This window comes from Salinispora sp. H7-4, from assembly GCF_013416675.1.
GTDB lineage: Bacteria > Actinomycetota > Actinomycetes > Mycobacteriales > Micromonosporaceae > Micromonospora > Micromonospora vitiensis.
In genome coordinates, this window is record NZ_JABZED010000003.1 from 670,249 (window position 1) to 692,820 (window position 22,572).

The 22,572-nt window shown below is 70.2% G+C and carries 22 protein-coding genes; 2 read left to right on the top strand and 20 right to left on the bottom strand.

The features are described 5' to 3' along the window. Nucleotides 1–5 precede the first annotated feature (5 nt). The 20 genes from nuoK to paaA form a co-directional block, all read right to left on the bottom strand. A complete protein-coding gene (gene nuoK / locus H0524_RS05085) occupies nucleotides 6–323 on the bottom strand; it encodes an NADH-quinone oxidoreductase subunit NuoK (protein ID WP_018217166.1) in 318 nt (105 codons plus the stop codon). Beyond that, nucleotides 320–1,090, bottom strand: coding sequence for an NADH-quinone oxidoreductase subunit J (locus tag H0524_RS05090; protein ID WP_018727599.1), 771 nt, complete (start codon nucleotides 1,088–1,090; stop codon nucleotides 320–322). Before H0524_RS05090 ends, nuoK begins: the two co-directional genes overlap by 4 nt. Beyond that, nucleotides 1,087–1,722, bottom strand: a complete 636-nt coding sequence (gene nuoI / locus H0524_RS05095; RefSeq protein ID WP_012015255.1) for an NADH-quinone oxidoreductase subunit NuoI — start codon at nucleotides 1,720–1,722, stop codon at nucleotides 1,087–1,089. The genes H0524_RS05090 and nuoI overlap by 4 nt, the downstream gene beginning before the upstream one ends. Before the next feature lies 1 nt (nucleotide 1,723). Beyond that, a complete protein-coding gene (nuoH, locus tag H0524_RS05100; protein ID WP_180197570.1) occupies nucleotides 1,724–3,067 on the bottom strand; it encodes an NADH-quinone oxidoreductase subunit NuoH in 1,344 nt (447 codons plus the stop codon). Nucleotides 3,068–3,128: 61 nt separating this feature from the next. Further along, nucleotides 3,129–5,648, bottom strand: a complete 2,520-nt coding sequence (locus tag H0524_RS05105; protein ID WP_180197571.1) for an NADH-quinone oxidoreductase subunit G — start codon at nucleotides 5,646–5,648, stop codon at nucleotides 3,129–3,131. Next, nucleotides 5,648–6,979 carry an NADH-quinone oxidoreductase subunit NuoF gene (gene nuoF / locus H0524_RS05110; RefSeq protein WP_018222460.1) on the bottom strand — a complete coding sequence of 444 codons (1,332 nt, stop codon included), beginning with the start codon at nucleotides 6,977–6,979 and terminating at the stop codon, nucleotides 5,648–5,650. The genes H0524_RS05105 and nuoF overlap by 1 nt, the downstream gene beginning before the upstream one ends. After that, on the bottom strand, nucleotides 6,976–7,884 hold the full coding sequence (gene nuoE / locus H0524_RS05115) for an NADH-quinone oxidoreductase subunit NuoE (RefSeq protein WP_180197572.1): 909 nt from the start codon (nucleotides 7,882–7,884) through the stop codon (nucleotides 6,976–6,978). The genes nuoF and nuoE overlap by 4 nt, the downstream gene beginning before the upstream one ends. Nucleotides 7,885–7,916: 32 nt before the next feature. Beyond that, entirely contained in the window at nucleotides 7,917–9,242 is a 1,326-nt protein-coding gene (locus tag H0524_RS05120; RefSeq protein ID WP_180197573.1) for an NADH-quinone oxidoreductase subunit D, read from the bottom strand. 152 nt (nucleotides 9,243–9,394) lie between these two features. Further along, nucleotides 9,395–10,132 carry an NADH-quinone oxidoreductase subunit C gene (locus H0524_RS05125; protein WP_018727604.1) on the bottom strand — a complete coding sequence of 246 codons (738 nt, stop codon included), beginning with the start codon at nucleotides 10,130–10,132 and terminating at the stop codon, nucleotides 9,395–9,397. 43 nt (nucleotides 10,133–10,175) lie between these two features. Further along, nucleotides 10,176–10,856 (bottom strand): NADH-quinone oxidoreductase subunit B family protein, encoded by a 681-nt coding sequence (locus H0524_RS05130; RefSeq protein ID WP_018217174.1) that lies wholly within the window; start codon nucleotides 10,854–10,856, stop codon nucleotides 10,176–10,178. 14 nt (nucleotides 10,857–10,870) lie between these two features. After that, nucleotides 10,871–11,236 carry an NADH-quinone oxidoreductase subunit A gene (locus tag H0524_RS05135; RefSeq protein ID WP_018217175.1) on the bottom strand — a complete coding sequence of 122 codons (366 nt, stop codon included), beginning with the start codon at nucleotides 11,234–11,236 and terminating at the stop codon, nucleotides 10,871–10,873. A 111-nt stretch (nucleotides 11,237–11,347) separates the two neighbouring features. Next, nucleotides 11,348–12,619, bottom strand: a complete 1,272-nt coding sequence (locus tag H0524_RS05140; RefSeq protein WP_018727605.1) for a geranylgeranyl reductase family protein — start codon at nucleotides 12,617–12,619, stop codon at nucleotides 11,348–11,350. Between the two features lie 205 nt (nucleotides 12,620–12,824). Then, complete coding sequence (locus tag H0524_RS05145) at nucleotides 12,825–13,532, bottom strand: demethylmenaquinone methyltransferase (RefSeq protein ID WP_180197574.1); 708 nt, start codon at nucleotides 13,530–13,532, stop codon at nucleotides 12,825–12,827. A gap of 125 nt (nucleotides 13,533–13,657) precedes the next feature. Beyond that, nucleotides 13,658–14,881, bottom strand: coding sequence for an LPXTG cell wall anchor domain-containing protein (locus tag H0524_RS05150; protein WP_180197575.1), 1,224 nt, complete (start codon nucleotides 14,879–14,881; stop codon nucleotides 13,658–13,660). Between the two features lie 338 nt (nucleotides 14,882–15,219). After that, nucleotides 15,220–16,410, bottom strand: a complete 1,191-nt coding sequence (mqnC, locus tag H0524_RS05155; RefSeq protein WP_018217179.1) for a cyclic dehypoxanthinyl futalosine synthase — start codon at nucleotides 16,408–16,410, stop codon at nucleotides 15,220–15,222. A 126-nt stretch (nucleotides 16,411–16,536) separates the two neighbouring features. Next, the gene (gene paaE, locus H0524_RS05160; protein ID WP_180197576.1) at nucleotides 16,537–17,646 is read right to left on the bottom strand and encodes a 1,2-phenylacetyl-CoA epoxidase subunit PaaE; all 1,110 of its coding nucleotides are present in this window, start codon (nucleotides 17,644–17,646) and stop codon (nucleotides 16,537–16,539) included. Further along, a complete protein-coding gene (gene paaD, locus H0524_RS05165; protein WP_180197577.1) occupies nucleotides 17,643–18,119 on the bottom strand; it encodes a 1,2-phenylacetyl-CoA epoxidase subunit PaaD in 477 nt (158 codons plus the stop codon). Before paaD ends, paaE begins: the two co-directional genes overlap by 4 nt. Beyond that, nucleotides 18,116–18,919 carry a 1,2-phenylacetyl-CoA epoxidase subunit PaaC gene (gene paaC, locus H0524_RS05170; protein ID WP_375371988.1) on the bottom strand — a complete coding sequence of 268 codons (804 nt, stop codon included), beginning with the start codon at nucleotides 18,917–18,919 and terminating at the stop codon, nucleotides 18,116–18,118. The genes paaD and paaC overlap by 4 nt, the downstream gene beginning before the upstream one ends. Next, a complete protein-coding gene (paaB, locus tag H0524_RS05175) occupies nucleotides 18,916–19,236 on the bottom strand; it encodes a 1,2-phenylacetyl-CoA epoxidase subunit PaaB (protein WP_018222449.1) in 321 nt (106 codons plus the stop codon). The genes paaC and paaB overlap by 4 nt, the downstream gene beginning before the upstream one ends. After that, complete coding sequence (gene paaA, locus H0524_RS05180; RefSeq protein ID WP_180197578.1) at nucleotides 19,233–20,285, bottom strand: 1,2-phenylacetyl-CoA epoxidase subunit PaaA; 1,053 nt, start codon at nucleotides 20,283–20,285, stop codon at nucleotides 19,233–19,235. Before paaA ends, paaB begins: the two co-directional genes overlap by 4 nt. A gap of 347 nt (nucleotides 20,286–20,632) precedes the next feature. On the opposite strand from paaA, the gene H0524_RS05185 reads away from it, so the two are divergent. Next, the gene (locus tag H0524_RS05185; RefSeq protein ID WP_180197579.1) at nucleotides 20,633–21,568 is read left to right on the top strand and encodes a serine hydrolase; all 936 of its coding nucleotides are present in this window, start codon (nucleotides 20,633–20,635) and stop codon (nucleotides 21,566–21,568) included. After that, complete coding sequence (locus tag H0524_RS05190) at nucleotides 21,568–22,500, top strand: hypothetical protein (protein ID WP_180197580.1); 933 nt, start codon at nucleotides 21,568–21,570, stop codon at nucleotides 22,498–22,500. Before H0524_RS05185 ends, H0524_RS05190 begins: the two co-directional genes overlap by 1 nt. The last annotated feature ends 72 nt before the right edge of the window (nucleotides 22,501–22,572 follow it).

Consider the following 22,572-nt stretch of genomic DNA (forward strand, 5'->3'; position numbering starts at 1 on the left):
GCCCCTCAGTACTTCAGCAGGTTGGCGTCGTCGACGCTCGCCGAGCGCCGGGTCCGGTAGATCGCCATGATGATCGCGAGTCCGACCACGACCTCGGCCGCGGCCACCACCATCACGAAGAACGCCATGATCTGCCCGTTGAGGTCACCGTTGATCCGGCTGAAGGTGACCAGGGTCAGATTGGCCGCGTTGAGCATCAGCTCAACGCACATGAACAGCACGATCGCGTTCCGCCGGACGAGTACCCCGGCGGCGCCGATGGTGAACAGCACCGCGGCGAGGACCAGGTAGTAGTTCGGCTCGACCGAGAAGAACTCGCTCACTTTTCGGTCCCCTTCAACGTCGTGTCCTCGGCGGTCAGCTCACGAACCGGCAGGATCTCCGGGGTGCTCTGCTCGGCCAGCCGGCCGTCGGGCAGGCGGGCCGGCGTGGCGACCGACGAGGAGGTGGCGAAGACGCCGGGGCCCGGCTTCGGGCCGGGGTAGTTACCGGGACGGAACCGCGCCCGCATGGTGGCGGGCTGGTCCATCCGGTCCTCCCGGCGCCGCTCGATGTGCGCCAGCACCATCGCACCGACCGCCGCCGTGATCAGCAGCGCCGAGGTCAGCTCGAAGGCGAGGACGTACCTGGTGAACAGCAGCCGGGCGATGCCCTGCACGTTGCCCTCGGCGTTGGCCTGGGCGAGACCGACGGCGGTGCTACCGGCCAGCGCCCGGTACATGCCGGTGCCGACGAGGCCGGCGAACCCGACGCCGAGCACCAGCGCCGCGACCCGCTGGCCGCGCAACGTCTCGATCACCGAATCCGAGGCGCCGCGGCCCACCAGCATCAGCACGAAGAGGAACAACATCATGATCGCGCCGGTGTAGACGATGATCTGCACCAAGCCGATGAACGGCCCAGCCTGGATCACGTAGAAGACACCCAGGCAGAGCATCGTCAGAACCAGCATCAGCGCCGAGTGCACCGCGTTGCGGGCGGCGACCATGCCGATCGCGCCGATCAGCGCCAGCGGGGCGAGGATCCAGAAGGTGACTGCCTCACCCCCGGGTACCGAACCCGCCGCGGCGAGCAGCGTCTGCGAGGTCATGCTCCGTCTCCCTTGTCCGCCCGCTCTGCGGCCTGGTCGGCGCCGGGGAACTGCACACCGGGGTGCTCGCTGATCCGGTAGCGGCCGGGGCCCATCGGCGAGCGCTCCGCCCCGGCTGAGGTGCCCGGGTTCTCCAACGCGCCGACGTAGTAGTCCTTCTCGCTGTCACCCAGCCGCATCGGGTGCGGTGGCTGCTCCATACCGGACAGCAGCGGCGCCAGGAGCTGCTCCTTGGTGAAGATCAGGTCCTGGCGGTTGTCCCGGGCCAGCTCGTACTCGTTGCTCATGGTCAACGAGCGGGTCGGGCACGCCTCGATGCAGAGTCCGCAGAAGATGCAGCGGGCATAGTTGATCTGGTAGACGCTGGCGTACCGCTCGCCGGGGGAGAAACGCTCCTCCTCCGTGTTGTCGCCACCCTCCACGTAGATCGCGTCCGCCGGGCAGGCCCAGGCACACAGCTCACAGCCGATGCACTTCTCCAGGCCGTCCGGGTGCCGGTTGAGGATGTGCCGCCCGTGATAGCGCGGTGCCGCGACCGGCGGCTTGAACGGGTAGTCGGTGGTGACCACCTTCTTGAACATGTGCGAGAAGGTGACCCCGAAGCCCTTGAACGTTCCGGTGATCGCGCCCACGTCACACCTCCCTGGAGTCCGTGTCGGCGAGGTTGGCCGGCTCCCGCTCGGCGACAATGCGCTGGGTCCGCGGGCTCGGTGGTACCTGAAGGTCCAGCGGCGGCAGCGGGAAGCTACCCGGCGGCCGGTTGTTGACCTCCTCGGCCAGCGTCGGCTTCGGCGCCGGCTGCCGGTTCGGCCAGATCAGGGTGACGATCAGCACCACACCGGCGATGGCCCCGTAGAGGATCAGCCGGTCCGCGCGCTCCCAGCCCTGGGTCTTCAGCCAGCCCGCCAGCACCAGGATCCAGACCAGGTTGAGCGGAAGCAGGACCTTCCAGCCGAGGCGCATGAACTGGTCGTAGCGGAGCCGGGGCAGGGTGCCCCGCAGCCAGACGAAGACAAAGACGAGGAGGAGGACCTTGCCGAAGAACCACAGCATCGGCCACCAGCCGGCGTTCGCCCCGTCCCAGATGCTGAGCGGCCAGGGCGCGCGCCAGCCGCCGAGGAAGAGCGTCACCGTGAACGCCGACATCGTCACCATGGCGACGTACTCGGAGAGCATGATCAGCGCGAACTTCAGCGAGCTGTACTCGGTCATGAAGCCGGCGACCAGCTCGGACTCGGCCTCGGGCAGGTCGAACGGGGCCCGGTTGGTCTCCCCGACGATGGCGATGAAGAAGATGACGAAGCTCGGGAAGAGCAGGATCGCGTACCAGCCGGGCGCCGAGACATCGAAGCCGAAGAAATCAAGCTGGGGGCGCTCTCCCTGGGCCGCGACGATCCCGCTGGTCGACATCGTGCCGGAGAGCATGAAGACCGCCACGATGGAGAGTCCCAGCGCGACCTCGTACGAGATCAGCTGCGCGCTGGAGCGCAGGCCCCCCAGGAGCGGGTAGGTCGAGCCGGAGGCCCAGCCCGCCAGCACCACGCCGTAGACCGCCATCGACGAGCAGGCCAGCACCAGCAGCACCGACACCGAGACGTCGGTGACCTGCAACGGCGTCTGGTGCCCGAAGATGCTGACCATCGGGCCGAAGGGCATCACCGACAGCGCGGTGACCGCACAGACCACCGAGATGACCGGCGCGAAGAAGTAGACGACCTTGTCCGCGGAGCGCGGCAGGATGTCCTCCTTGAAGGCCATCTTCATGCCGTCCGCGAGCGTCTGGAGCAGGCCGAACGGGCCGAGCTGGTTGGGACCCGGCCGGACCGCCATCCGGCCGACGACCCGCCGCTCGAACCAGACGCCGAGCAGCGTGGCCAGCAGGCCGAACGCGAACGCGAAGACAATCTTGATCAGGACCAGCCACCACGGGTCCTGGCCAAAATCGGCCAGCGTCGGTTCCTGGGCGAGGAAGGTCACTGTGCCCACCTTTCGGTCGCGACTGCGGGGCTGACCCGCCCCACTCGTGCTCTCCCCACCCTCACTGGACACCGCCGGAGTTGAGGAGCGGGCCCGGGCGGTCGGTCACGTCGGCGGCGACCGGGGCGTCGGACTGCGGGGGAACGGTCGAGCCGGTCGTACCGGCGGAGATCCGCACCACCGCGCCGGCCGCGACGCCAAGGCTGCGGCGGAGGGTCGATCCGGGCGAGTTGGTGGGCAGCCAGACCACGCCGTCCGGCATCTCGGTCACCACCACCGGCAGGGTCACGCCGCCGCGTTCGGTGCCGACGGTCACCGCGTCCGCATCGGCGACACCGATCGACTCCGCGGTGCTCCGGGCCAGCCGGACCACCGCCGGGCGGGCCGTACCGCCGAGGTGCTCGTCCCCCTCGGTCAGCGTGCCCAGGTCGATCAGCTGGTGCCAGGTGGCCAGCACCGCCTCGCCGGCGCCCGGCTGCGGTACCGCCGCCGGGGCCACCGTCGGCGGGGCCGGCTTCGTGGTCCGGGTCGGGGGCAGCTCGCCCAACTCGCGGCGGACGGCCGGCACGTCAGCGGTGCCGAGCCGTACGTCAAGCTGCGCGGCGATCGCGTCCAGCACCCGGCCGTCGGTCATCGCGGCGGTGTTCAGCACCGCCTCGAAGGGACGCAGCCGTCCCTCCCAGTCCAGGAAGCTTCCCGCCTTCTCCACCACCGGGGCGACCGGAAGGACCACGTTCGCCCGCCGCGCCACCGCGCTGTTACGCAGCTCGAGGCTGACCAGGAAGGGCACCGTGTCCAACGCCTGCTCGGCCAGTCGGGGGTCGGCCAGGTCCGCCGGGTCGACTCCGGCCACGACCAGCGCGCCGAGTTCGCCCGCGCTCGCCGCGGCGAGGATGGCGTCCGTGTCCCGGCCCGCCTGGCTCGGGATGGTCCCGGCCGGCACGTCCCACGCCTCGCCAAGCTCGGCGCGGGCGGCGGGCTCGGTGACCAGACGACCACCGGGGAGCAGGTTCGGCAGGCAGCCCGCGTCCACCGCGCCCCGGTCACCGGCGCGCCGCGGCACCCAGGCCAGCTTGGCGCCGGTACGCCGGGCCACCTCCGCCGCAGCGGAGAGCCCGCCCGGGGTCGCGCCCAGCCGCTCACCGACGAGCAGGACCGCCCCCGGCTGGCTGAGCGCCTCGGCGACCGTCGCGTGCTCGGCGAGCACACTCGCCTCCTCGCCCGGCACCACCCGGGCCAGCTTGGCACCGAGCTTCTCCAGACCACGGGTGGCGAACGGCGCGATGGCGTAGACCGTCAGGTTCTTCTTCAGGTGCGCCTTGCGCAGCCGCAGGAAGAGGATTGGGCACTCCTCCTCCGGCTCCAGGCCGACCAGCACCACCGCGGGCGCCTGCTCGATGTCGGCGTAACTGACATCGGTGGCTCCGGCGACCGAGCTGGCCAGGAAGTCGGCCTCCTCGCGGGAGACCGGCCGGGCCCGGAAGTCGAGGTCGTTGGTCTGCAGCGCGATCCGGGCGAACTTCCCGTACGCGTAGGCGTCCTCGACGGTCAGCCGACCGCCGGTGAGCACCGCCGTACCCGACCCACCGTCGCGGGCGGCCCGCAGCCCGTCGGCGGCGACCGTCAACGCCTCGCTCCAGGAGGCCTCGCGTAGCTCGCCGGTGCGCTCGTCCCGGACCAGCGGGGTGGTCAGCCGGTCGGTGGCGCGGGCGTACTGGAAGCCCCAGCGCCCCTTGTCACAGTTCCACTCCTCGTTGACCGCCGGGTCGTCGCCGGCCAGCCGCCGCAGCACCTTGCCCCGCCGCCAGTCGGTGCGCTGGGCGCAGCCGGCCGAGCAGTGCTCGCAGACGCTGGGGCTGGAGACCAGGTCGAACGGGCGGGCGCGGAAGCGGTACTGCGCGCCGGTCAGCGCCCCCACCGGGCAGATCTGGACGGTGTTACCGGAGAAGTACGAGTTGAACGGCACGTCGCCGTCCTCGCTCTCCGAGTCACCGTACGCCTCGTCCCGGTAGATGTTGATCTCCTCTGCCGACGAGCGGTTCATCAGGTCGATGAACTTGTCGCCGGCGATCTCCTCGGAGAACCGGGTGCACCGCTGGCAGAGCACGCACCGCTCGCGGTCGAGCAGCACCTGCGTGCTGATCTCCAGCGGCTTCTCGTACTCACGCTTGTGCTCGTGGAACCGGGAGTCGGTACGGCCGGTCGACATCGCCTGGTTCTGCAGCGGGCACTCACCGCCCTTGTCGCACATCGGGCAGTCGAGCGGGTGATTGACGAGCAGCAGCTCCATCATCCCCTCCTGCGCCTTCTTGGCGACCGGGGAGGAGAGCTGCGTCTTCACCACCATGCCGTCCGCGACGGCCTGGGTGCAGGAGGCGACCGGCTTGCGCTGCCCCTCCACCTCGACCAGGCACTGCCGGCAGGCCCCCACCGGGGCCAGCAGTGGATGGTCGCAGAACCGAGGGATCTCGACGCCCATCTGCTCGGCCACCCGGATCACCAGCTCCCCCTTGGGGGCGGTGACCTCGATACCGTCGATGGTGAGCGTGACCGTCTCGGTCTGCTTGGCTACGTCCGTCATCAGTGGGCTCCCACCAACTGTTTGTCGGAAAGCTTCGGTGCGGTCCGGCCCTCGACATAGTCGAGGTAGTCCTGCTTGAAGTACTTCAGCGAGGAGGTCACCGGGCTGGTGGCACCGTCACCGAGGCCGCAGAACGAGCGGCCGAGAATGTTGTCGCAGGTGTCCAGGAGCGTGTCCAGATCCTCCTGGGTGCCCTGGCCGGAGAGGATCCGGCGGTAGACCCGGACCATCCAGTAGTTGCCCTCCCGGCACGGGGTGCACTTGCCGCACGACTCGTGGTGGTAGAACTCCAACCACCGGTACGTCGCGTAGACCGGGCAGTCCTGGTCGGAGAAGATCTGCGTCGCCGTGGTGCCGAGAATCGACCCCGCCGCCGCCACTCCCTCGAAGTCCAGCGGCACGTCCAGATGGTCGGCGGTCAGCAGCGGCGTTGACGAGCCGCCCGGCGTCCAGAACCGCAGCGAGTGCCCCGGCTGCATGCCGCCGGCCAGCTCGATCAGCTCGCGGAGCGTGACCCCCATCGAGCACTCGTACTGGCCCGGGTTCACGACCCGGCCGGAGAGCGAGTAGATCATCGGCCCGGAGGACTTCTCCGTGCCCATGCTCCGCCACCAGGCGGCACCCCCCAGCACGAGATACGGAACCGAGGCGATGGTGCCGACGTTGTTCACCACCGTCGGGCTGGCGTACAGACCGTGGGTCGCCGGGAACGGCGGGCGCAGCCGGGGCTGGCCGCGGAATCCCTCCAGCGAGTCCAGGAGCGCGGTCTCCTCACCGCAGATGTACGCCCCGGCCCCCGAGTGCACCACCAGCTCCAGGTCGAAGCCGCTGCCGAGGATGTTCTTACCGAGGTAGTTCCGGGCGTACGCCTCCTGCACCGCGTGGCGCAGCCGGCGGGCGGCGTGCACCGCCTCGCCGCGGATGTAGATGTAGGCCCGGTTGGCCCGGATCGCGTACGACGCGATGATCACACCCTCGATCAGGGAGTGCGGGTCGTGCGTCATCAGCGGCAGGTCCTTGCAGGTGCCCGGCTCGCCCTCGTCCGCGTTGACCACCAGGTAGTGCGGTCGGGTCGGGGCCCTGCCGTCCGGCTCCTGCGGGATGAACCCCCACTTGAGGCCGGTCGGGAAGCCCGCGCCGCCCCGACCGCGCAGCCCAGAGTCCTTGACCAGCTGGATCAGGTCGTCCGGGTGGGCACCCAACGCCTTGCGTAGCGCGGCATACCCGTCCAGCCGCTCATAGGTGCCGATCCGCCAGGCATCCGGTGACAGCCAGCGCTTGGTGAGCACCGGCGTGAGCTTGGCCAGCGTCTCCGGCCGAGGAGTGGTCACTGGTCGGCGCCCCTTTCGTTCCCGGCCGCATCTCCCATGCCCGCCGCTGCGTCCTTCAACGAGCGCTCCTTCACCGGCGCCTCGTCCCCCGCGGGCTTGGCGTCGCTGGCGGGTTTGGCGTAACCGGCCGGCCGGCTCTCCTCGGCCGCGCCAGCCGAAGCGGCGGCGGGCTTGGCGGCCTCGGCCTTCGCCTTCGCCTCGGCGGCGGCCTGCTCGGCCTCGGCCTTACTGCGAATCGGCGTGTTCGGGTCGAACCCGGTGACCGCGATGCCGTGCTCCTGCGCCAGCCGCAGCCCGCGCACGGTCGGCTCGCCGGGGCCCCCGTCGGCGACCGCGCCCTCGCGCTCGTCGGCGAAGCCGGCGAGCTGCACCGACATCTCCTTCAGCTGGCAGAGCCGAGCCCCACGACTCGGGGTCGGCCGGTTACCGGCCCGCAGCTCGTCGACCACGCCGACCGCCGTCTTCGGGTCCACGTTGTCGAAGAAGTCGTAGTTGACCGTCATCACCGGTCCGTAGTCGCACGCCGCCAGGCACTCGGCGTGCTCCAGGGTGATCGTGCCGTCGTCCGTGGTCTCCTCGTGCCCGACACCGAGGTGCTCGACCAGGGCGTCGTACACCTCCTGGCCACCCAGCACGTTGCACATCGTGTTGGTGCAGACGCTGACCAGCCAGTCGCCGGTCGGCCGCCGCTTGTACATCGTGTAGAACGAGGCGACCGCACCGACCTGGGCCTTGTTCAGCCCCAGCACCTCGGCGCAGAACGCGATGCCGGCCGGGGAGACATACCCCTCCTCCGACTGCACCAGGTGCAGCAGCGGCAGCAACGCCGAGCGGGACCGATCGGCCGGATACCGAGCGATGATCTCCCGGGCCCGCGCCCGGGTTTCCTCGGAAAACACGGTCATCGGTGCCCCCTTTCCGTTCGCGACTGCGTCACTCACCGGTCACACCCACCCATCACCGGGTCCAGCGAGGCGCCACCGGCGATCACGTCCGCGATCAGGCCGCCCTCGGCCATCGCCGGCAGGGCCTGGAGGTTGACGAAGCTCGGCTCCCGGTAGTGCACCCGGTACGGCCGGGTCCCCCCGTCGGAGACCGCGTGCACACCCAGCTCGCCCCGGGGCGCCTCAATGCCCACGTACACCTGGCCGGGCGGGACCCGGAAACCCTCGGTGACGAGCTTGAAGTGATGGATCAGCGACTCCATCGACTGGCCCATGATCTTTGCCACGTGCTCCAGCGAGTTACCCATGCCGTCGACTCCGATGGCGAGCTGCGCCGGCCAGGCGATCTTCCGATCCGCCACCATCACCGGGCCCGGCCGAAGCCGGTCCACCGCCTGCTCGACGAGCTTCAACGACTCCCGAATCTCGGCCAGCCGGACCAGGTACCGGCCCCAGACGTCACCGTCGGTGTGGGTCGGCACGTCGAACTCGTACGTCTCGTAGCCGCAGTACGGCATCGTCTTGCGCAGGTCCCAGGCGAGGCCGGCGGAGCGCAGCACCGGGCCGGTCACGCCCATCGCGAGGCAGCCGGTCGCGTCGAGCACCCCGACGTTCTGCGTCCGCTCCAGCCAGATCGGCTGACCGGAGAGCATCTTCTCGTACTCCGCGAGCTTCTTCGGCATCAGCTTCAAGAAGTCACGGATCTTGGTGATCGCCTCGTCCGGCACGTCCTGCGCCACCCCACCCGGGCGGACGTAGGCGTGGTTCATCCGCAGCCCGGTGATCAGCTCGAAGATCTCCAGGACGTACTCCCGCTCCCGGAAGCCGTAGAGCATCATGTTGATCGCGCCCAGCTCCATGGCCGTGGTGGCCACCCAGACCAGGTGCGAGGAGATCCGGTTGAGCTCCATCATCAGGACCCGGATGGTGGTCGCCCGCTCGGTGATCTGCTCCTCGATGCCGAGCAGCTTCTCCACCGCCAGCGAGTACGCCGTCTCGTTGAACAGCGGGGCGAGGTAGTCCATCCGGGTCACGAAGGCCGAGCCCTGGACCCAGTTCCGGAACTCCATGTTCTTCTCGATGCCGGTGTGCAGGTAACCGACGACCGAGCGGAGCTCGCGGACCGTCTCGCCCTCCAGCTCCAGAACCAGCCGGAGCACCCCGTGCGTGGACGGGTGCTGCGGACCCATGTTGACGACGATCCGCTCGTCGTTGATCGGGTCAGTGCCGGAGAGGACGACATCCCAGTCCCCGCCGGTGACGGTAAAGACCTTGCCCTCGGCGGTCTCCCGCTCGGTGGCGTAGTTGGACGCGCTCACTCTTCCTGCCCTCCGTTCACGACTGCGGGGCTCGCAAGCTCACTCCTCGCGCTCACCGTCCCTGCCCTCCGTTCACGACTGCGGGGCTCGCAAGCTCACTCCTCGCGCTCACCGTCCCTGCCCTCCGTTCGCGACCGGGCTCGCAAGCTCACTCACTGGTACGACCTCCGGCGGTCCGGTGGCGGGATTTCGGCGCCCTTGTACTCGACCGGCACACCACCCAGCGGATAGTCCTTGCGCTGCGGGTGGCCCTCCCAGTCGTCCGGCATGAGGATCCGGGTCAGACCGGGGTGACCGTCGAAGATGACGCCGAACATGTCGTACGCCTCCCGCTCCTGCCAGTCTGCGGTCGGGTAGACGCTGGTCACGCTGGGCAGGTGCGGCTCCTCGGCGGAGACCGCCGCCTCCAGCCGCACCTGACGCCGGTAGGTCATCGAGGTCAGCTGGTAGACCACGTGCAGCCGGCGGGCGTCGGCGCCGAGGTAGTCCACCCCGGATACCGACGAGAGGAGCTCGAACCGGAGCGAGAGGTCGTCCCGCATCACCTGGCACACCTCGGCGATCCGCTCCGGGCGGATGTGCAGGGTCAGCTCACCCCGGTCCACCACGACCTTCTCGATCGCCTCGCCGAAGGCCGGGTACGCCTCCTCCAGCGCGTCGGTGACCTCGTCGAAGTAGCCGCCGTACGGCCGGGTGGCCGCCTCGATCGGCCGTTGCGGGCGGACCAGCCCGCCGTAGCCGGAGACGTCACCGGTGCCCTGGTCGCCGAACATCCCGCGCCCGGCGGGGCTCGACGGGGGCAGCTCGGCCGGAGCGCCGCCGGTGGCCCCGGCCGGGGTCACCGGTACCGGCACGCCGCCGTCGTCCGTCCTGTCCTGGGGTGCGCTCATGTCACCGGCCCTCCGTTCACGACCGCGGGGCTCGCAAGCTCAGTCACTTCTTCAACCCCTCGTACTGCTGCAGGTGGGGCTGGGCCTTCATCCAGTTCTCGATCCGCAGCTGCTCCTCGCGGCCCTCGCGGACAGCCTTCGTCCACTCGGCGCGGCGGGCCTTGTCACTGCGGTACGACGACGGCATCGACCCGTAGGGCACGACCGGCACGTCACCGCGGGCCTTGCGGGCCTCCGCCATCTTGCGGCCGTTCGGACCGAGGGGCTCGTGCATGATCTTCTCGCGAAGCTTGAGGACCGCGTCGATGAGCATCTCCGGCCGCGGCGGGCAGCCGGGCAGGTACATGTCCACCGGCACGACGTGGTCAACGCCCTGGACGATCGCGTAGTTGTTGAACATGCCCCCGCTGCTGGCGCAGACGCCCATCGACAGCACCCAGCGGGGCTCGGCCATCTGGTCGTAGATCTGCCGGAGCACCGGGGCCATCTTCTGGCTCACCCGCCCGGCAACGATCATCAGATCGGCCTGCCGGGGTGAGGCCCGGAAGACCTCCATGCCCCAACGGCCCATGTCGTAGTGCGGTCCGCCGGCCGCCATCATCTCGATGGCGCAGCAGGCGAGGCCGAAGGTGGCCCCCCAGACCGACGACTTACGCGACCAGTTGACGAACTTCTCCACCGAGGTGAGCAGGACACCGGCGGGGAGTTTCTCCTCGATACCCATCTACGGTTCCTTCCTCAGTCCCAGTCCAGGCCGCCGCGCCGCCACACGAAGGCGTACGCGACGAAGACCGCGACGATGAACAGGACCATCTCCACCAGGCCGAAGATCGGCAGGGCATCGAACGAGACAGCCCAGGGAAAGAGGAAGATGATCTCGATGTCGAAGACGATGAAGAGCATCGCCGTCAGGTAGAACTTGATCGGAAACCGGCCGCCGCCGACCGGCTGCGGGCTCGGCTCGATTCCACACTCGTACGCCTCGAGCTTGGCCCGGTTGTAACGGCGCGGGCCGGCGAGGCGGGCGGCTGCCACGGAGAACAGCGCGAACGCCGCGGCGAGGGCGAACAACCCGATGATCGGTATGTAAGGCGAGAGCGACATCGTTTCTCCTGCTCGTCCTTCCCTGCCCTCGATGCTGGACAAATATCACACTATTCACATCCCGATCGGCGATTGCCGGCGGGGTCAAAACACACCGCGATCCAGACCGCGTCACACAGCTGGCGCCGCCTTCGTCATCGCGTTGATGACCCGGTCCATCGCATCCCCGTCGCGCGGGTCGGTCAGGTTGGCCAACAACTTGAGCACGAAGCGCATCAACATCGGGTGCGGCAGTCCGTACTTCGTGGCCGCCCGCATGATCTCGGGGCGACCGATCAGCTTCACGAAGATGCCGCCGAGCCGGTAGTAGCCGCCGAACCGGGCCTTCAGCTCCGCCGGGTACGCCATCAGCGCACGCTCCCGCTCGACGCCGGCCGGACGGGCGAGCGCCTGCACCGCGACCTCCGCGGCCAGCTCCCCCGACTCCATCGCGTACGCGATGCCCTCGCCGTTGAACGGGTTGACCATGCCGCCGGAGTCGCCGACGAGCAGTGTGCCGCGGGCGTAGTGCGGCACCCGGTTGAAGCCCATCGGCAGCGCCGCGCCGAGGATCGACCCCTCGGCGTTGGCCTCGTCGGCGATCCCCCACTCCTCGGGGGTGTTGGCCAGCCAGTCGGTGAGCAACCGCCGGTAGTTCGTCTTACCGAAGGCGGAGGAGGAGTTCAGGACGCCGAGCCCGACGTTCACCCGGCCATCGCCCAGCCCGAAGATCCAGCCGTAGCCGGGCAACAGCGCGTCGCTGCCCTTGCGGCGCAGCTCCAGCCAGGACTCGAGGTAGTTGTCGTCATGCTTGGCCGGGCAGCGGTAGTACCGCCGGACCGCCACGCCGAGCGGCCGGTCATCCCGCTTGGCCAGCCCGAGGGCGAGCGGGAAGCGGCCGGATACGCCGTCCGCGGCGACCACGAGGGGCGCCCGGAAGGTGGCCGGTTCCTGCTCCGGTCCGACTGCCGCCTCCACCCCGACCACCCGGCCGGCACGATCGAAGATCGGGGCGGTGACCTCCACCGCGGTGCGCAACTCGGCACCGGCGGCGACGGCGCGCCGGGCGAGCAGTTCGTCGAAGTCCAGCCGGGGACGCACCAGGCCGTAGTTGGGGAAGCTGGCCAGGTCGGGCCAGTCCAACTCGAGCCGGAGGCCACCGCCGACGACCCGCAGGCCACGGTTGCGCACCCAGCCCGCCTCGACCGAGGTGTCCACGCCCATCCGCAGCAGCTGGCGCACCGCGCGCGGGGTCAACCCGTCGCCGCAGACCTTCTCCCGGGGGAACTCGGTCTTCTCCAGCAGCAAGACTCGGACGCCGTGCTGGGCCAGGTGGTACGCGGTCGCCGAACCACCTGGGCCCGCGCCCACGACGATCACCTCGGCGTCGTTCTCCGTGGTCATCCGCACCTCCCCTCCCGCACGCTCGTGAAAACGTTCACAAGCCAGACGGTATGGAGTCTATGACCGGCCAGCTGCCGGCCGCATATTAGGGGCACCTAACTTACGAGAAACCTGCCGGTCAGCGGCGGCAGGGGCGGGGTGGCAGCGCACTTCGGCACGAATCGCCGTTTTGGCGGCCGGCCCACCCGAGGCACGGGCGCCGCCGTCACGGCCGGAAGGCACGGTGCAGCGCGACGATGCCGCCGGTCAGATTGCGCCAGCCCACCCGCTCCCAGCCCGCCGACCCGATCAGCTCCGCCAGCGCCGCCTGATCCGGCCACGCGCGGATCGACTCCGCCAGGTAGACGTACGCGTCCGGGCTGCTCGCCACCGACCGCGCCACCGCCGGCAGCGACCGCATCAGATACGACAGGTAGATCGTGCGGAAGGCGGGGTTGACCGGGGTGCTGAACTCACAGACCACCAGCCGGCCGCCGGACTTCGTGACCCGGGCCAGCTCGCGCAGCGCCGCCGCGGTGTCCTGCACGTTGCGCAGCGCGAAGGAGATGGTCACCGCGTCGAAGCTGGCATCGGCGAAGGGCAACCGCAGCGCGTCCCCGGCCAACAGGGGCACCTCGGGGCGGGTCCGCCGGCCCGCGGCCAACATGCCCAGGGAGAGGTCCGCGCCGACGGCGTACGCCCCCGAACGGGCGAGTTCCCCGGTCGAGACGCCGGTGCCGGCACCCACGTCCAACACCCGCTCGCCAGGTCGCAGGCCCAGCGCGGCCCGGGTCGCCCGCCGCCAGGACCGGTCCTGCCCGAAGGAGAGAACGGTATTCGCCAGGTCATAGCGGGCGGCCACCCCGTCGAACATCGCGGCGACCTCATGCGGCTGCTTGTCCAGGCTGGCGCGCTGGCCCTGAGACGTACTCACCCCTCCACTGTGCCAGCCGTCGCACCTCCCGCCGGGAGGGCCCCCTACCAGGCCATCCGCGCCGGGGCCCACGGAACGAGGGCGGGGGCCGTCGAGCCGCCCCGCCCCCTCGCCGCTGACCAGGGTCAGTCGGTGTCCCGCTCCTGTCCCGGGTTCACCAGGACCACCTTCCGCCGCCGCGAGAGCAGCAGCAGCGCCGCACCGGCCAGCAGGACGGCCGCACCAACGCCACCGATCAGACCGACCTGCATCCCGGTGACCGGTAGGCCGCCGCCACCACCGGAGCCGTCCGGGGCCGCCGTGGCGGTCGGGCTCGGCGAACCGGTCGGCTCCCCGGTGGGGGTGGGGGTCGGTTCCGGGGACGCGGAGAAGCCGACGAAGACGTCGAACTGGGCCATCCCGTCACCGGGGTCAACCTCAGCGAAGGTCCGGAGCTGGAGTTCGGAGGCGGTACGTGGCGCCGCCGCCGGCGCACCGGAGGCGAGATCGAGACCCACCGAGTAGAGGAAGCCCGGGCGGAGCACCGACTCGGTCACGTCCGCGCCCACCCGCACCCGCGCCGGTGCGGTGTAGAACTCGCCGGGTTCCAGTACCGCGCCGGGGTCGGTGCAGTGCACCTGCGCCGGGCCGTCGAGACCCGACTCGGTGCAGCCCGCCGGCAACTCGGCGAAGTCGACGCCGGCCGGCAGGGTGAACCCGTACGCGATACCGGTGGCCGAGCGGCTGCCGTGGTTGTACACGGCCCAGTCCAGCGGCGCGGTCCCGCCGGGCAGGACCGGCGTCCGGGCCGGCTCACCGCTGTCGTCGCCGTCCACCTCCACGTCGGCGTAGACGTCCTGTACCCAGCTGGTGAGGTCGTAGCCGGGCTTGGCGACCCTGATGCGGTGCTCGAGCTTGTTGTCCGCCGAGACCGGATCGGCGGTGGCCGAGGTCACGGTGACGACCAGATGACCAGCGTCACCGCGCTTGCCGAGGGAGAAGAGGGGGATGCCGAAGTCCTCGGTGGTGCCAGCGGGTAGATCGCCGAGCAGGCAGCTGAACGTGGTGCCGGCGGCCTCGCAGCCCGCCGGGACGACCACGCCGACCTTGTGCTCCTTGAGGTTCGCCGTCTCGACGGTCACCCGCACGGACTTCGCGTCGGCCGTGCCACGGGTGTTGTCAATCTGGATCTTGAAGGGTTTGGCCCTGGCCTCCTCGACGCCCTTGGCCAGCTCGTAGCTGAGCGGGATCAATGCCAGGTCGGCCTGGTCGGCGGCGTGCGCCGGAGCGGACACCCCGATGCTGCCGGCCGCGACGAGCAGGGCGACCGCCCCGACCCGGGCCAGCGACGGACGGTGGAGCAACATCATCGATCCCCCCGAGGGTTAGGGACACGAATTCGAAAACGAGCGGAGGCCCGCCACCCTTGATCGGGACGGGCCGGCCCGGGCAGCTCGCCGGACCCGAAGCACCGGGCCGGGACATTAGCGGGCGACGATCACCCTGGCTAGCCCACTGTGCGGGCAGGCTGACGTAACCCCGCGCCGCCACGCCGGGGGAATGTCCGGGCTGGCGGGCTTTGTCATCCACAACGGGGACCGTCACATCAGCGAACAGGCCATCGAGGTCGATACCTACGGCCCACAGCCGCGGACCGTCCGGCCCACCCGTGGAAACCCTCATCCGCGGGTGGCGCCGGCCAGCCACCTCAGCCGGCGTCAACCAGTGGCAGCGTCTTCCCGGCGCCGCCGCCGGGAAGGGCGATCGACGAGAAGTGCGACACCACCCGGTCATCCCGCGGGTCCTCGGCGGGAGTGCGGTGCACGGCGAGTCGCCGGTAGTGGGTATCCCGCTGAGCGGGGATCCGGTCCGCCGATCGGATCATCCCGATCAGGTCGTGCAGGTTCGACCGGTGCCGCGCTCCGGCCGAGGAGATGACGTTCTCCTCCAACATGATCGAGCCCAGGTCGTCAACCCCCATGTGCAGCGCGAGCTGACCGACATCCTTGCCGGTGGTGAGCCACGACGCCTGGAGGTGCGGCACGGTCTCGAAGAAAAGCCGGGACACCGCCACCAGCCGCAGGTACTCCAGGGTGGTGGCCTGGGTCCGCCCCTTGAGGTGGTTGTTCTCCGGCTGGTAGGTCCACGGGATGAACGCCCGGAAACCCCGCGTCCGGTCCTGCACGTCGCGGATCATCCGGAGGTGCTCGATCCGCTCGGTGGCGGTCTCCCCGGTGCCCATCATCATCGTCGCGGTCGACTCGACGCCCTGCTGGTGGGCGAGCTCCATCACCTCGAGCCAGCGCTCACCGGACTCCTTCAACGGCGCGATCGCCTTCCGCGGCCGGGCCGGCAGCATCTCGGCGCCGGCGCCCGCGATCGAGTCCAGGCCGGCCGCCTTTATCCGGGTGATGGCCTCGGTCAGCCCCACACCGGACACCTTCGCCATGTGCAGGATCTCGCTCGGGCCGATCGAGTGGATGGCGAGCTGCGGGTAGGCCCGCTTTACCGAGGAGAAGAGCTCCTCGTAGTACTCCACCCCGTAGTCGGGATGGTGCCCACCCTGCAGCATCACCTGGGTGGCACCCAGCTCGACCGCCTCACCGCAGCGGCGCAGGATCTCCTCCGTCGGGTGGGTCCAGCCCTCCCGATGCTTGGGCGCGCGGTAGAAGGCGCAGAACCGGCACGCCGTCACGCAGACGTTCGTGTAATTGATGTTGCGGTCGATCAGGTACGTGACGATGTTGTCCGGGTACCACCGGCGCCGTACCGCGTCGGCCGCCTCACCCAGCGCGTGCAAGGGCGCTTCGGTGTAGAGCAGCAGGGCCTCCTCAGGCGTGATCCGCCCGCCGTCCGCGCCGCGTTGCAGGATGTCGTTGATCTCCCGGCTCACCGTCACGCTCCCGAGCCTACGTCGCCCCGGCCCGACCGGTGACGAGCGGCCACCGGCGGTGTGAGCTCTCCGGCCGTCAACCCGCCGCCGCCCGGGTGGCCGACCATCCACGGCCGGCCCCGCCCGGTGGGCTCAGGCATCGTAGTCAACCGTGAGCCGATCGGTGGTCGGGCTGGACTGGCAGGTCAGGACGTAACCCGCTGCCAGCTCGTCCGGCTCCAGCGCGTAGTTGCGGGCCATCGTCACCTCGCCGGCCACGACCTTCGCCCGGCAGGTCGAGCAGACTCCCCCCTTACACGCGTACGGCAGCTCCGCGCGGACCCGCAGCGCCGCGTCCAGCACCCGATCCGCCCGGCCCATGGTCACCGTTGACGACCGCCCGTCCAGGACGATCGTGACCTCGGTACCCGCCGTCGGTTGGTGCTCGGGGCGACGGACCGGCTCCGGGGGCGCATCCACGTGGAAAAGCTCGGCGTGCACCGCGGCCTCCGGGACACCCCGGGCCGCCAGCACTCGCTGGGCGTCCGTCACCAGCCCGTACGGGCCGCAGAGAAACCACTCCTCGATCGCCTCGCCCGGCACGATGGTGTCCAGCAGCCGGCCCAGCCGCTCGGCGTCGATGCGGCCGGAGAGCAGGGGGGACTCGCCCTGCTCGCGGGAGAGCACGTGGACCAGGTGCAGTCGGGTCGGGTACCGATCCTTCAGGTCGGCGAGTTCCTCGGCGAACATCACGGTGTTCGCCGCGCGGTTGCCGTACACCAGGGTGAAGGTGCTGGCGGGCTCGACGGCCAGGGCCGTGGCAACCAGGGAGAGCACCGGGGTGATGCCGGAGCCGGCGGCCACCGCCGCGTAGGCGCGTACCCGGTCCGGGTGCAGCGCGGTGGTGAAGTGACCGAGCGGCGGCAGCACCTCGACGGTGTCCCCGCCCCGTAGCGCCCCGCAGGCGTACCCGGAGAAGGCGCCGCCGGGGATCTCCCGGACCCCGATCCGCAGCACGCCCCGCTCGGCCAGCTCCTGGGGCGTCGAACAGATCGAGTACGAGCGCCGTACCTCCTCGCCCGGCTCCGTCGTCCGACGCACGGTCAGATGCTGGCCGGGCGCGAACGCGAAGGTCGCGCACAGCTCGTCCGGTACGGCGAAGGTGACCGCCACCGCGTCGGCGGTGAGCCGGTCGACGGTGGCCACGGGCAGCGGGTGGAAGACCGGCCGACGACGGGTCGGTCGGGTGATCGTGACAGTCACAGTGCCTTCAGGTGGTCGAAGGGTTCGGTACAGGATCGGCAGCGCCGTAAAGCCTTACACGCGGTCGAACCGAAGCGGCTGATCTGCTCGGTCTCCGGGGATCCGCACCACGGGCAGCGGACGGTCAGGGTCAGCGGTACCGGGCCGGTGGGGCGGACGGGACCGGGTGGGGCGATGCCGGCCCGGGCGAGTTTGGCCCGCCCCGCCTCGGTGATCCAGTCGGTACTCCACGCCGGCGTGTAGACGGTACGGACCTCGACCTGCGGGTGGCCGGCGGCGGCGAGCGCGCGACGGATGTCGGCCTGGATCGCCTCCATCGCCGGGCAACCGGTGTAGGTGGGGGTGATGGTGACCACCACCCGGCCGGTGGCCGGCTCCTCGGCAACCGACCGCAGGATGCCGAGCTCCTCGATGGTGATCACCCGGAGCTCGGGGTCCACCACCGCGGCCACCGCAGCCTGGGCGGTCGTCACCAGGACGCTCCGGGATGCGCGCGGTGCAGCACCTGCAGCTCGGCGAGCAGGTACGACAGGTGCTCGGTGTGCACGCCGTTCCGGCCGCCAGCCGGCGTCCAGGAGGTCTCGGGCACCGTCAACGTGGCCTCGGTGAGCACACTGGACACGACGGAGTCGAAGTCGGCCCGCAGGGTGGCCGGGTCGACCGGCGCGGCCGGGTCCGGGGTGAAGAGTTCGTGCAGGTACGGCCAGACCTCGTCCACCGCCGCCTGCATCCGACGGTGCGACTCGTCGGTGCCGTCGCCGAGCCGCCGCACCCACAACGAGGCGTGCTCCAGGTGGTAGGCCGACTCCTTGCGCGCCTTCGCCCCGATCGCGGCCAGCCGCTCGTCGCCGCAGTCGGCCAGCGCGGTGTAGAGCGGCACCTGGTACGCCGCCAGGAAGAGCAGCTTCGCCATGGTCACCGCGAAGTCACCGTTGGGCAGCTCGACCAGGAGGCAGTTGCGGAACTCCCGGTCGTCGCGCCGGTACGCCAACGCGTCCTCGTCCCGTCCGGCTCCCTCCAGCTCGCCTGCGTAGGTCAACAGCAGGCGAGCCGCCCCAAGCTGGTCGAGGGCGATGTTGGCCAGGGCGATGTCCTCTTCCATCTCCGGCCCGCGGGTGCACCACTCGGCCAGCCGCTGGGCCGCGACGAGCGCGTCGTCGGCGAGGCCCAGGACGAACTCGAAGCGCTTGGTGACCGACTCCGGCGCGGCCTGCACGGCCCCCGGCACGGTCTGTTCGGCCCCCGGCACGGTCTGTTCGACATGCGCGGTCACAGGTGAGCAGCCCCCTCCGGCACCTCGTAGAAGGTCGGGTGCCGATAGACCTTGTCCGCCGCCGGGTCGAAGAAGGCATCCTTCTCGTCCGGGCTCGACGCGGTGATGGCGGCGGCCGGCAGCACCCAGATCGACACCCCCTCCTGTCGCCGGGTGTAGAGGTCCCGGGCGTTGTGCAGGGCAAGCTCGGCGTCGGCCGCGTGCAGGCTGCCGACGTGGGTGTGCGCCAGCCCGCGCCGGGCCCGGACGAAGACCTCCCAGAGGGGCGCCGGCGAAGCCCCACCCGGCTGGCTGGTCGGCTCGCTGTACTCGCTCACGCCACCTTCTCCTTCTTGCTCGCCTGCTCTACCGCGTACGCGGCGGCGGCGTTCCGGACCCAGGCACCCTCCCGGTGTGACCGACGACGGTGCTCCATCCGCTGCCGGTTACACGGACCCGCCCCTTTGATCACCCGCATCAACTCCGTGTAGTCGGGCTGGGTGAAGTCGTAGCCGCCGCGCTCGTCGTTCCAGCACAGCGCCGGGTCGGGAAGCGTGAGGCCGAGCACCTCGGCCTGGCCCACACACATGTCCACGAACCGCTGGCGCAGCTCGTCGTTGGAGAAGCGCTTGATCTTCCAGGCCATCGACTGGGCGGAGTGGGTGGAGTCGGTGTCCGGCGGGCCGAACATCGCCAGCGACGGGTACCACCAGCGGTTCACCGACTCCTGCGCCATCTCCCGCTGGGCCGGGGTGCCGTGGGCGAGGGTGTGGAGGAGCTCGTACCCCTGCCGCTGGTGAAACGACTCCTCCTTGCAGATCCGGATCATCGCCCGCGCGTACGGCCCGTACGAGCAGCGACACAGGGGCACCTGGTTGACGATCGCCGCGCCGTCCACCAGCCATCCGATCGTGCCCATGTCGGCCCAGCTGAGGGTCGGGTAGTTGAAGATCGAACTGTACTTCTGCCGGCCGGCCAGCAGCAGGTCAACCAGCTCGTCCCGGCTGACCCCGAGGGTCTCCGCGGCGGCGTAGAGGTAGAGGCCGTGGCCGGCCTCGTCCTGCACCTTGGCGAGCAGGATCGCCTTGCGCTTGAGGGAGGGGGCACGGGTGATCCAGTTGCCCTCCGGCTGCATCCCGATGATCTCGGAGTGGGCGTGCTGGGCGATCTGCCGGATCAGGGTCGCGCGGTACGCCTCCGGCATCCAGTCCCGCGGCTCGACCTTCTGGTCGGCGGCGATGACCTCGGCGAAGTAGGCGGCCGGATCCGCGCCCGCGGCACCGTCACGCCCACGCTCGGCCGCCTCCCGCAGCGCCAGCTCGGCCGCCTCGACCTCGCCGAGCAGGCCGCTGGAGGTGTCGTCGGCGGGGAAGTCATTCCCATACATACCTCAAGTGTTACAGCTCGACACACCAATCTCTAGGGGGTGTAACAGCTTTCCGGCCGGAGGCGAAAACCCCGCACCCACCAGCCCTTATGAGCCGAGTCACAATCAACCACCAAAAAGGGGTAGAAAGCGGGCGCTGTCTGCACCTCCCGCCACCTATGACACGCCTTCGCCGCGAGCGAGCCTCGGCACGGCGCAGATCCAGACGTAGACTTCCCCGCGGTCACACCGACCTGCTGCCGGCGATCGTTTACGTAACCGAGGCCGCCCCCGCCTCGGCCGCGCCGATCCCTCCCCCGGCCCTGCGAGCCGGCCCCCTGGCCCCGACATCTGGAGTTCACCCAGTTATGCGTCCCCGGTTGCTAGCCGTCCTGGCGGTGGTCCTCGGAATTGCTTTGATCATTCCCGCTGCGTACGCCCGCCTCGACGACGGCGGCACCGACTCCGAGGCGAGCGTCCCCACGCCCACCCCCTCCGCACCCCCGCCGCCGACCCTGGCCGACGCGCCGGTGTCCGTGCCCTTCGAGGGCGAGTTCTTCTCCTGGGCGCTGATGGACCGCCAGACCGACACGATCTCCGGTGCGGAGAACCGCACCGACACCAGCTCCACCGAATCAATGATCAAGGTGTGGTTCGCCGCCGACTACCTGAACCAGCTCGGTGACGAGTCGCTCTCGACGACGATGCGCGAGGCCATCACCACCGCGATCCGGGACAGCAACGACGACGCGGCGAACCTGCTCTACCGGGAGGTCGGCAGGTCGGCCACCATCGACCGGATGATCAGCACCTGCGGCCTCACCGACACCAAACCCGGCACCGTGCCGGGCTACGTCGGGTGGTGGAGCTTCACCCAGATGTCCCCCCGGGACGCGGTCCGGCTCGGCGACTGCATCGCCGACGGCACGGCCGCCGGGCCGACGTGGACCGAGTTCCTGCTGGACGAGATGAGTCAGGTTCGCGGTACGACCGCCGCCGACGACCAGAAGGAGCGTTCCGGCGGCGGCCGCTGGGGCATCGTTGACGGCCTCCCCGAGTCGATCACCAGCCAGGGCCCGGTCGGCATGAAGAACGGGTGGACGGCGCTGAACTACGACGGCAACTGGCACGTCAACTGCCTCGCGGTGAACGACCGGTGGAGCCTCGCCGTGATGATGCGCTACCCGCAGCAGAGCGGGCTCGACTACGGCGCCCAGACCTGCGCGAGCGTCGCCACCCAGCTCGTCACCCCGCAGCCCGGCGCCGCCCTGAAGGTGCCGCAGCAGCCGACCGGGGCCCTCTGATGGCCAGCCAGCCCGACGCACAGCAGGGCGGCACCTCACTGCTCAAGCTGGCCGCGATCACGGCCATCCTGATCGGTTTCGTACTGGTCTCCCTCCGCCTGCTACCCGGGTCGCCCTTCGAGTCGGCGGCCACGGCCCGGTGGGGCGAAGGCCCAGCGCAGGAGCAGTCCGACGGCCGTGAAGAGCAGGCCCAGCCGACGCCATCACCGAGCCCGACCCTCGAACCGCTGCCCTTCGCAGCGAACGATCTCACCAGCCTGGACATCGACGGCTGGTACGCCTGGAGTGTGCTGGACCGCCGTACCGGTGAGATCATCGGCTCGGAGAACATGGCCGAGACCAGCACCACGGCTTCGATGATCAAATCCTGGATCGTCGCCGACTATCTGCGCCGCACGGTGGAGGCCGGCCGGACCCCGACCGAGACCGAACTCGCCGACGCCACCAAGATCATCCGGGACAGCGACAACACCCGCACCCAGGAGTTCTACAACAACCTCGGCGGGTCCGTCACCATCGAACGCCTGCTGTCCCACTGCGAGCTGACCGACAGCAACGTCGCGGAGGACGGCGGCTGGAGCCGGACCGAGCTGTCCCCGCGGGACACCGCCCGGCTCGGTGAGTGCATCGCCGACGGCAGGGCCGCCGGCCCGGAGTGGACGGACTGGCTCCTTGAGGAGATGCGGTCGGTCCGGGGCGCCGGCGACTTCGGCATCCGCAAGGTGTTCCCGTCGGCGGTCAGCGAGACCATCGCCATCAAGAACGGCTGGGTCGACCGCACCCGCGAGCAGGAGAACCACGTCAACTGCCTGGCAATCGGTGATACCTGGACGATGGGCGTGATGCTGCGCTACCCGGTCGCGCAGGGCTACCAGGTCGGCATGGACAACTGCCAGAAGATCACCGAGGCCCTGTTGGCCGAACCGCTCTGACCGGCGACGGCCGCAGCGGTCAGCGCGGGCCGCAGCGGTCAGCGCGGGCCGCAGCGGTCAGCGCGGGCCGCA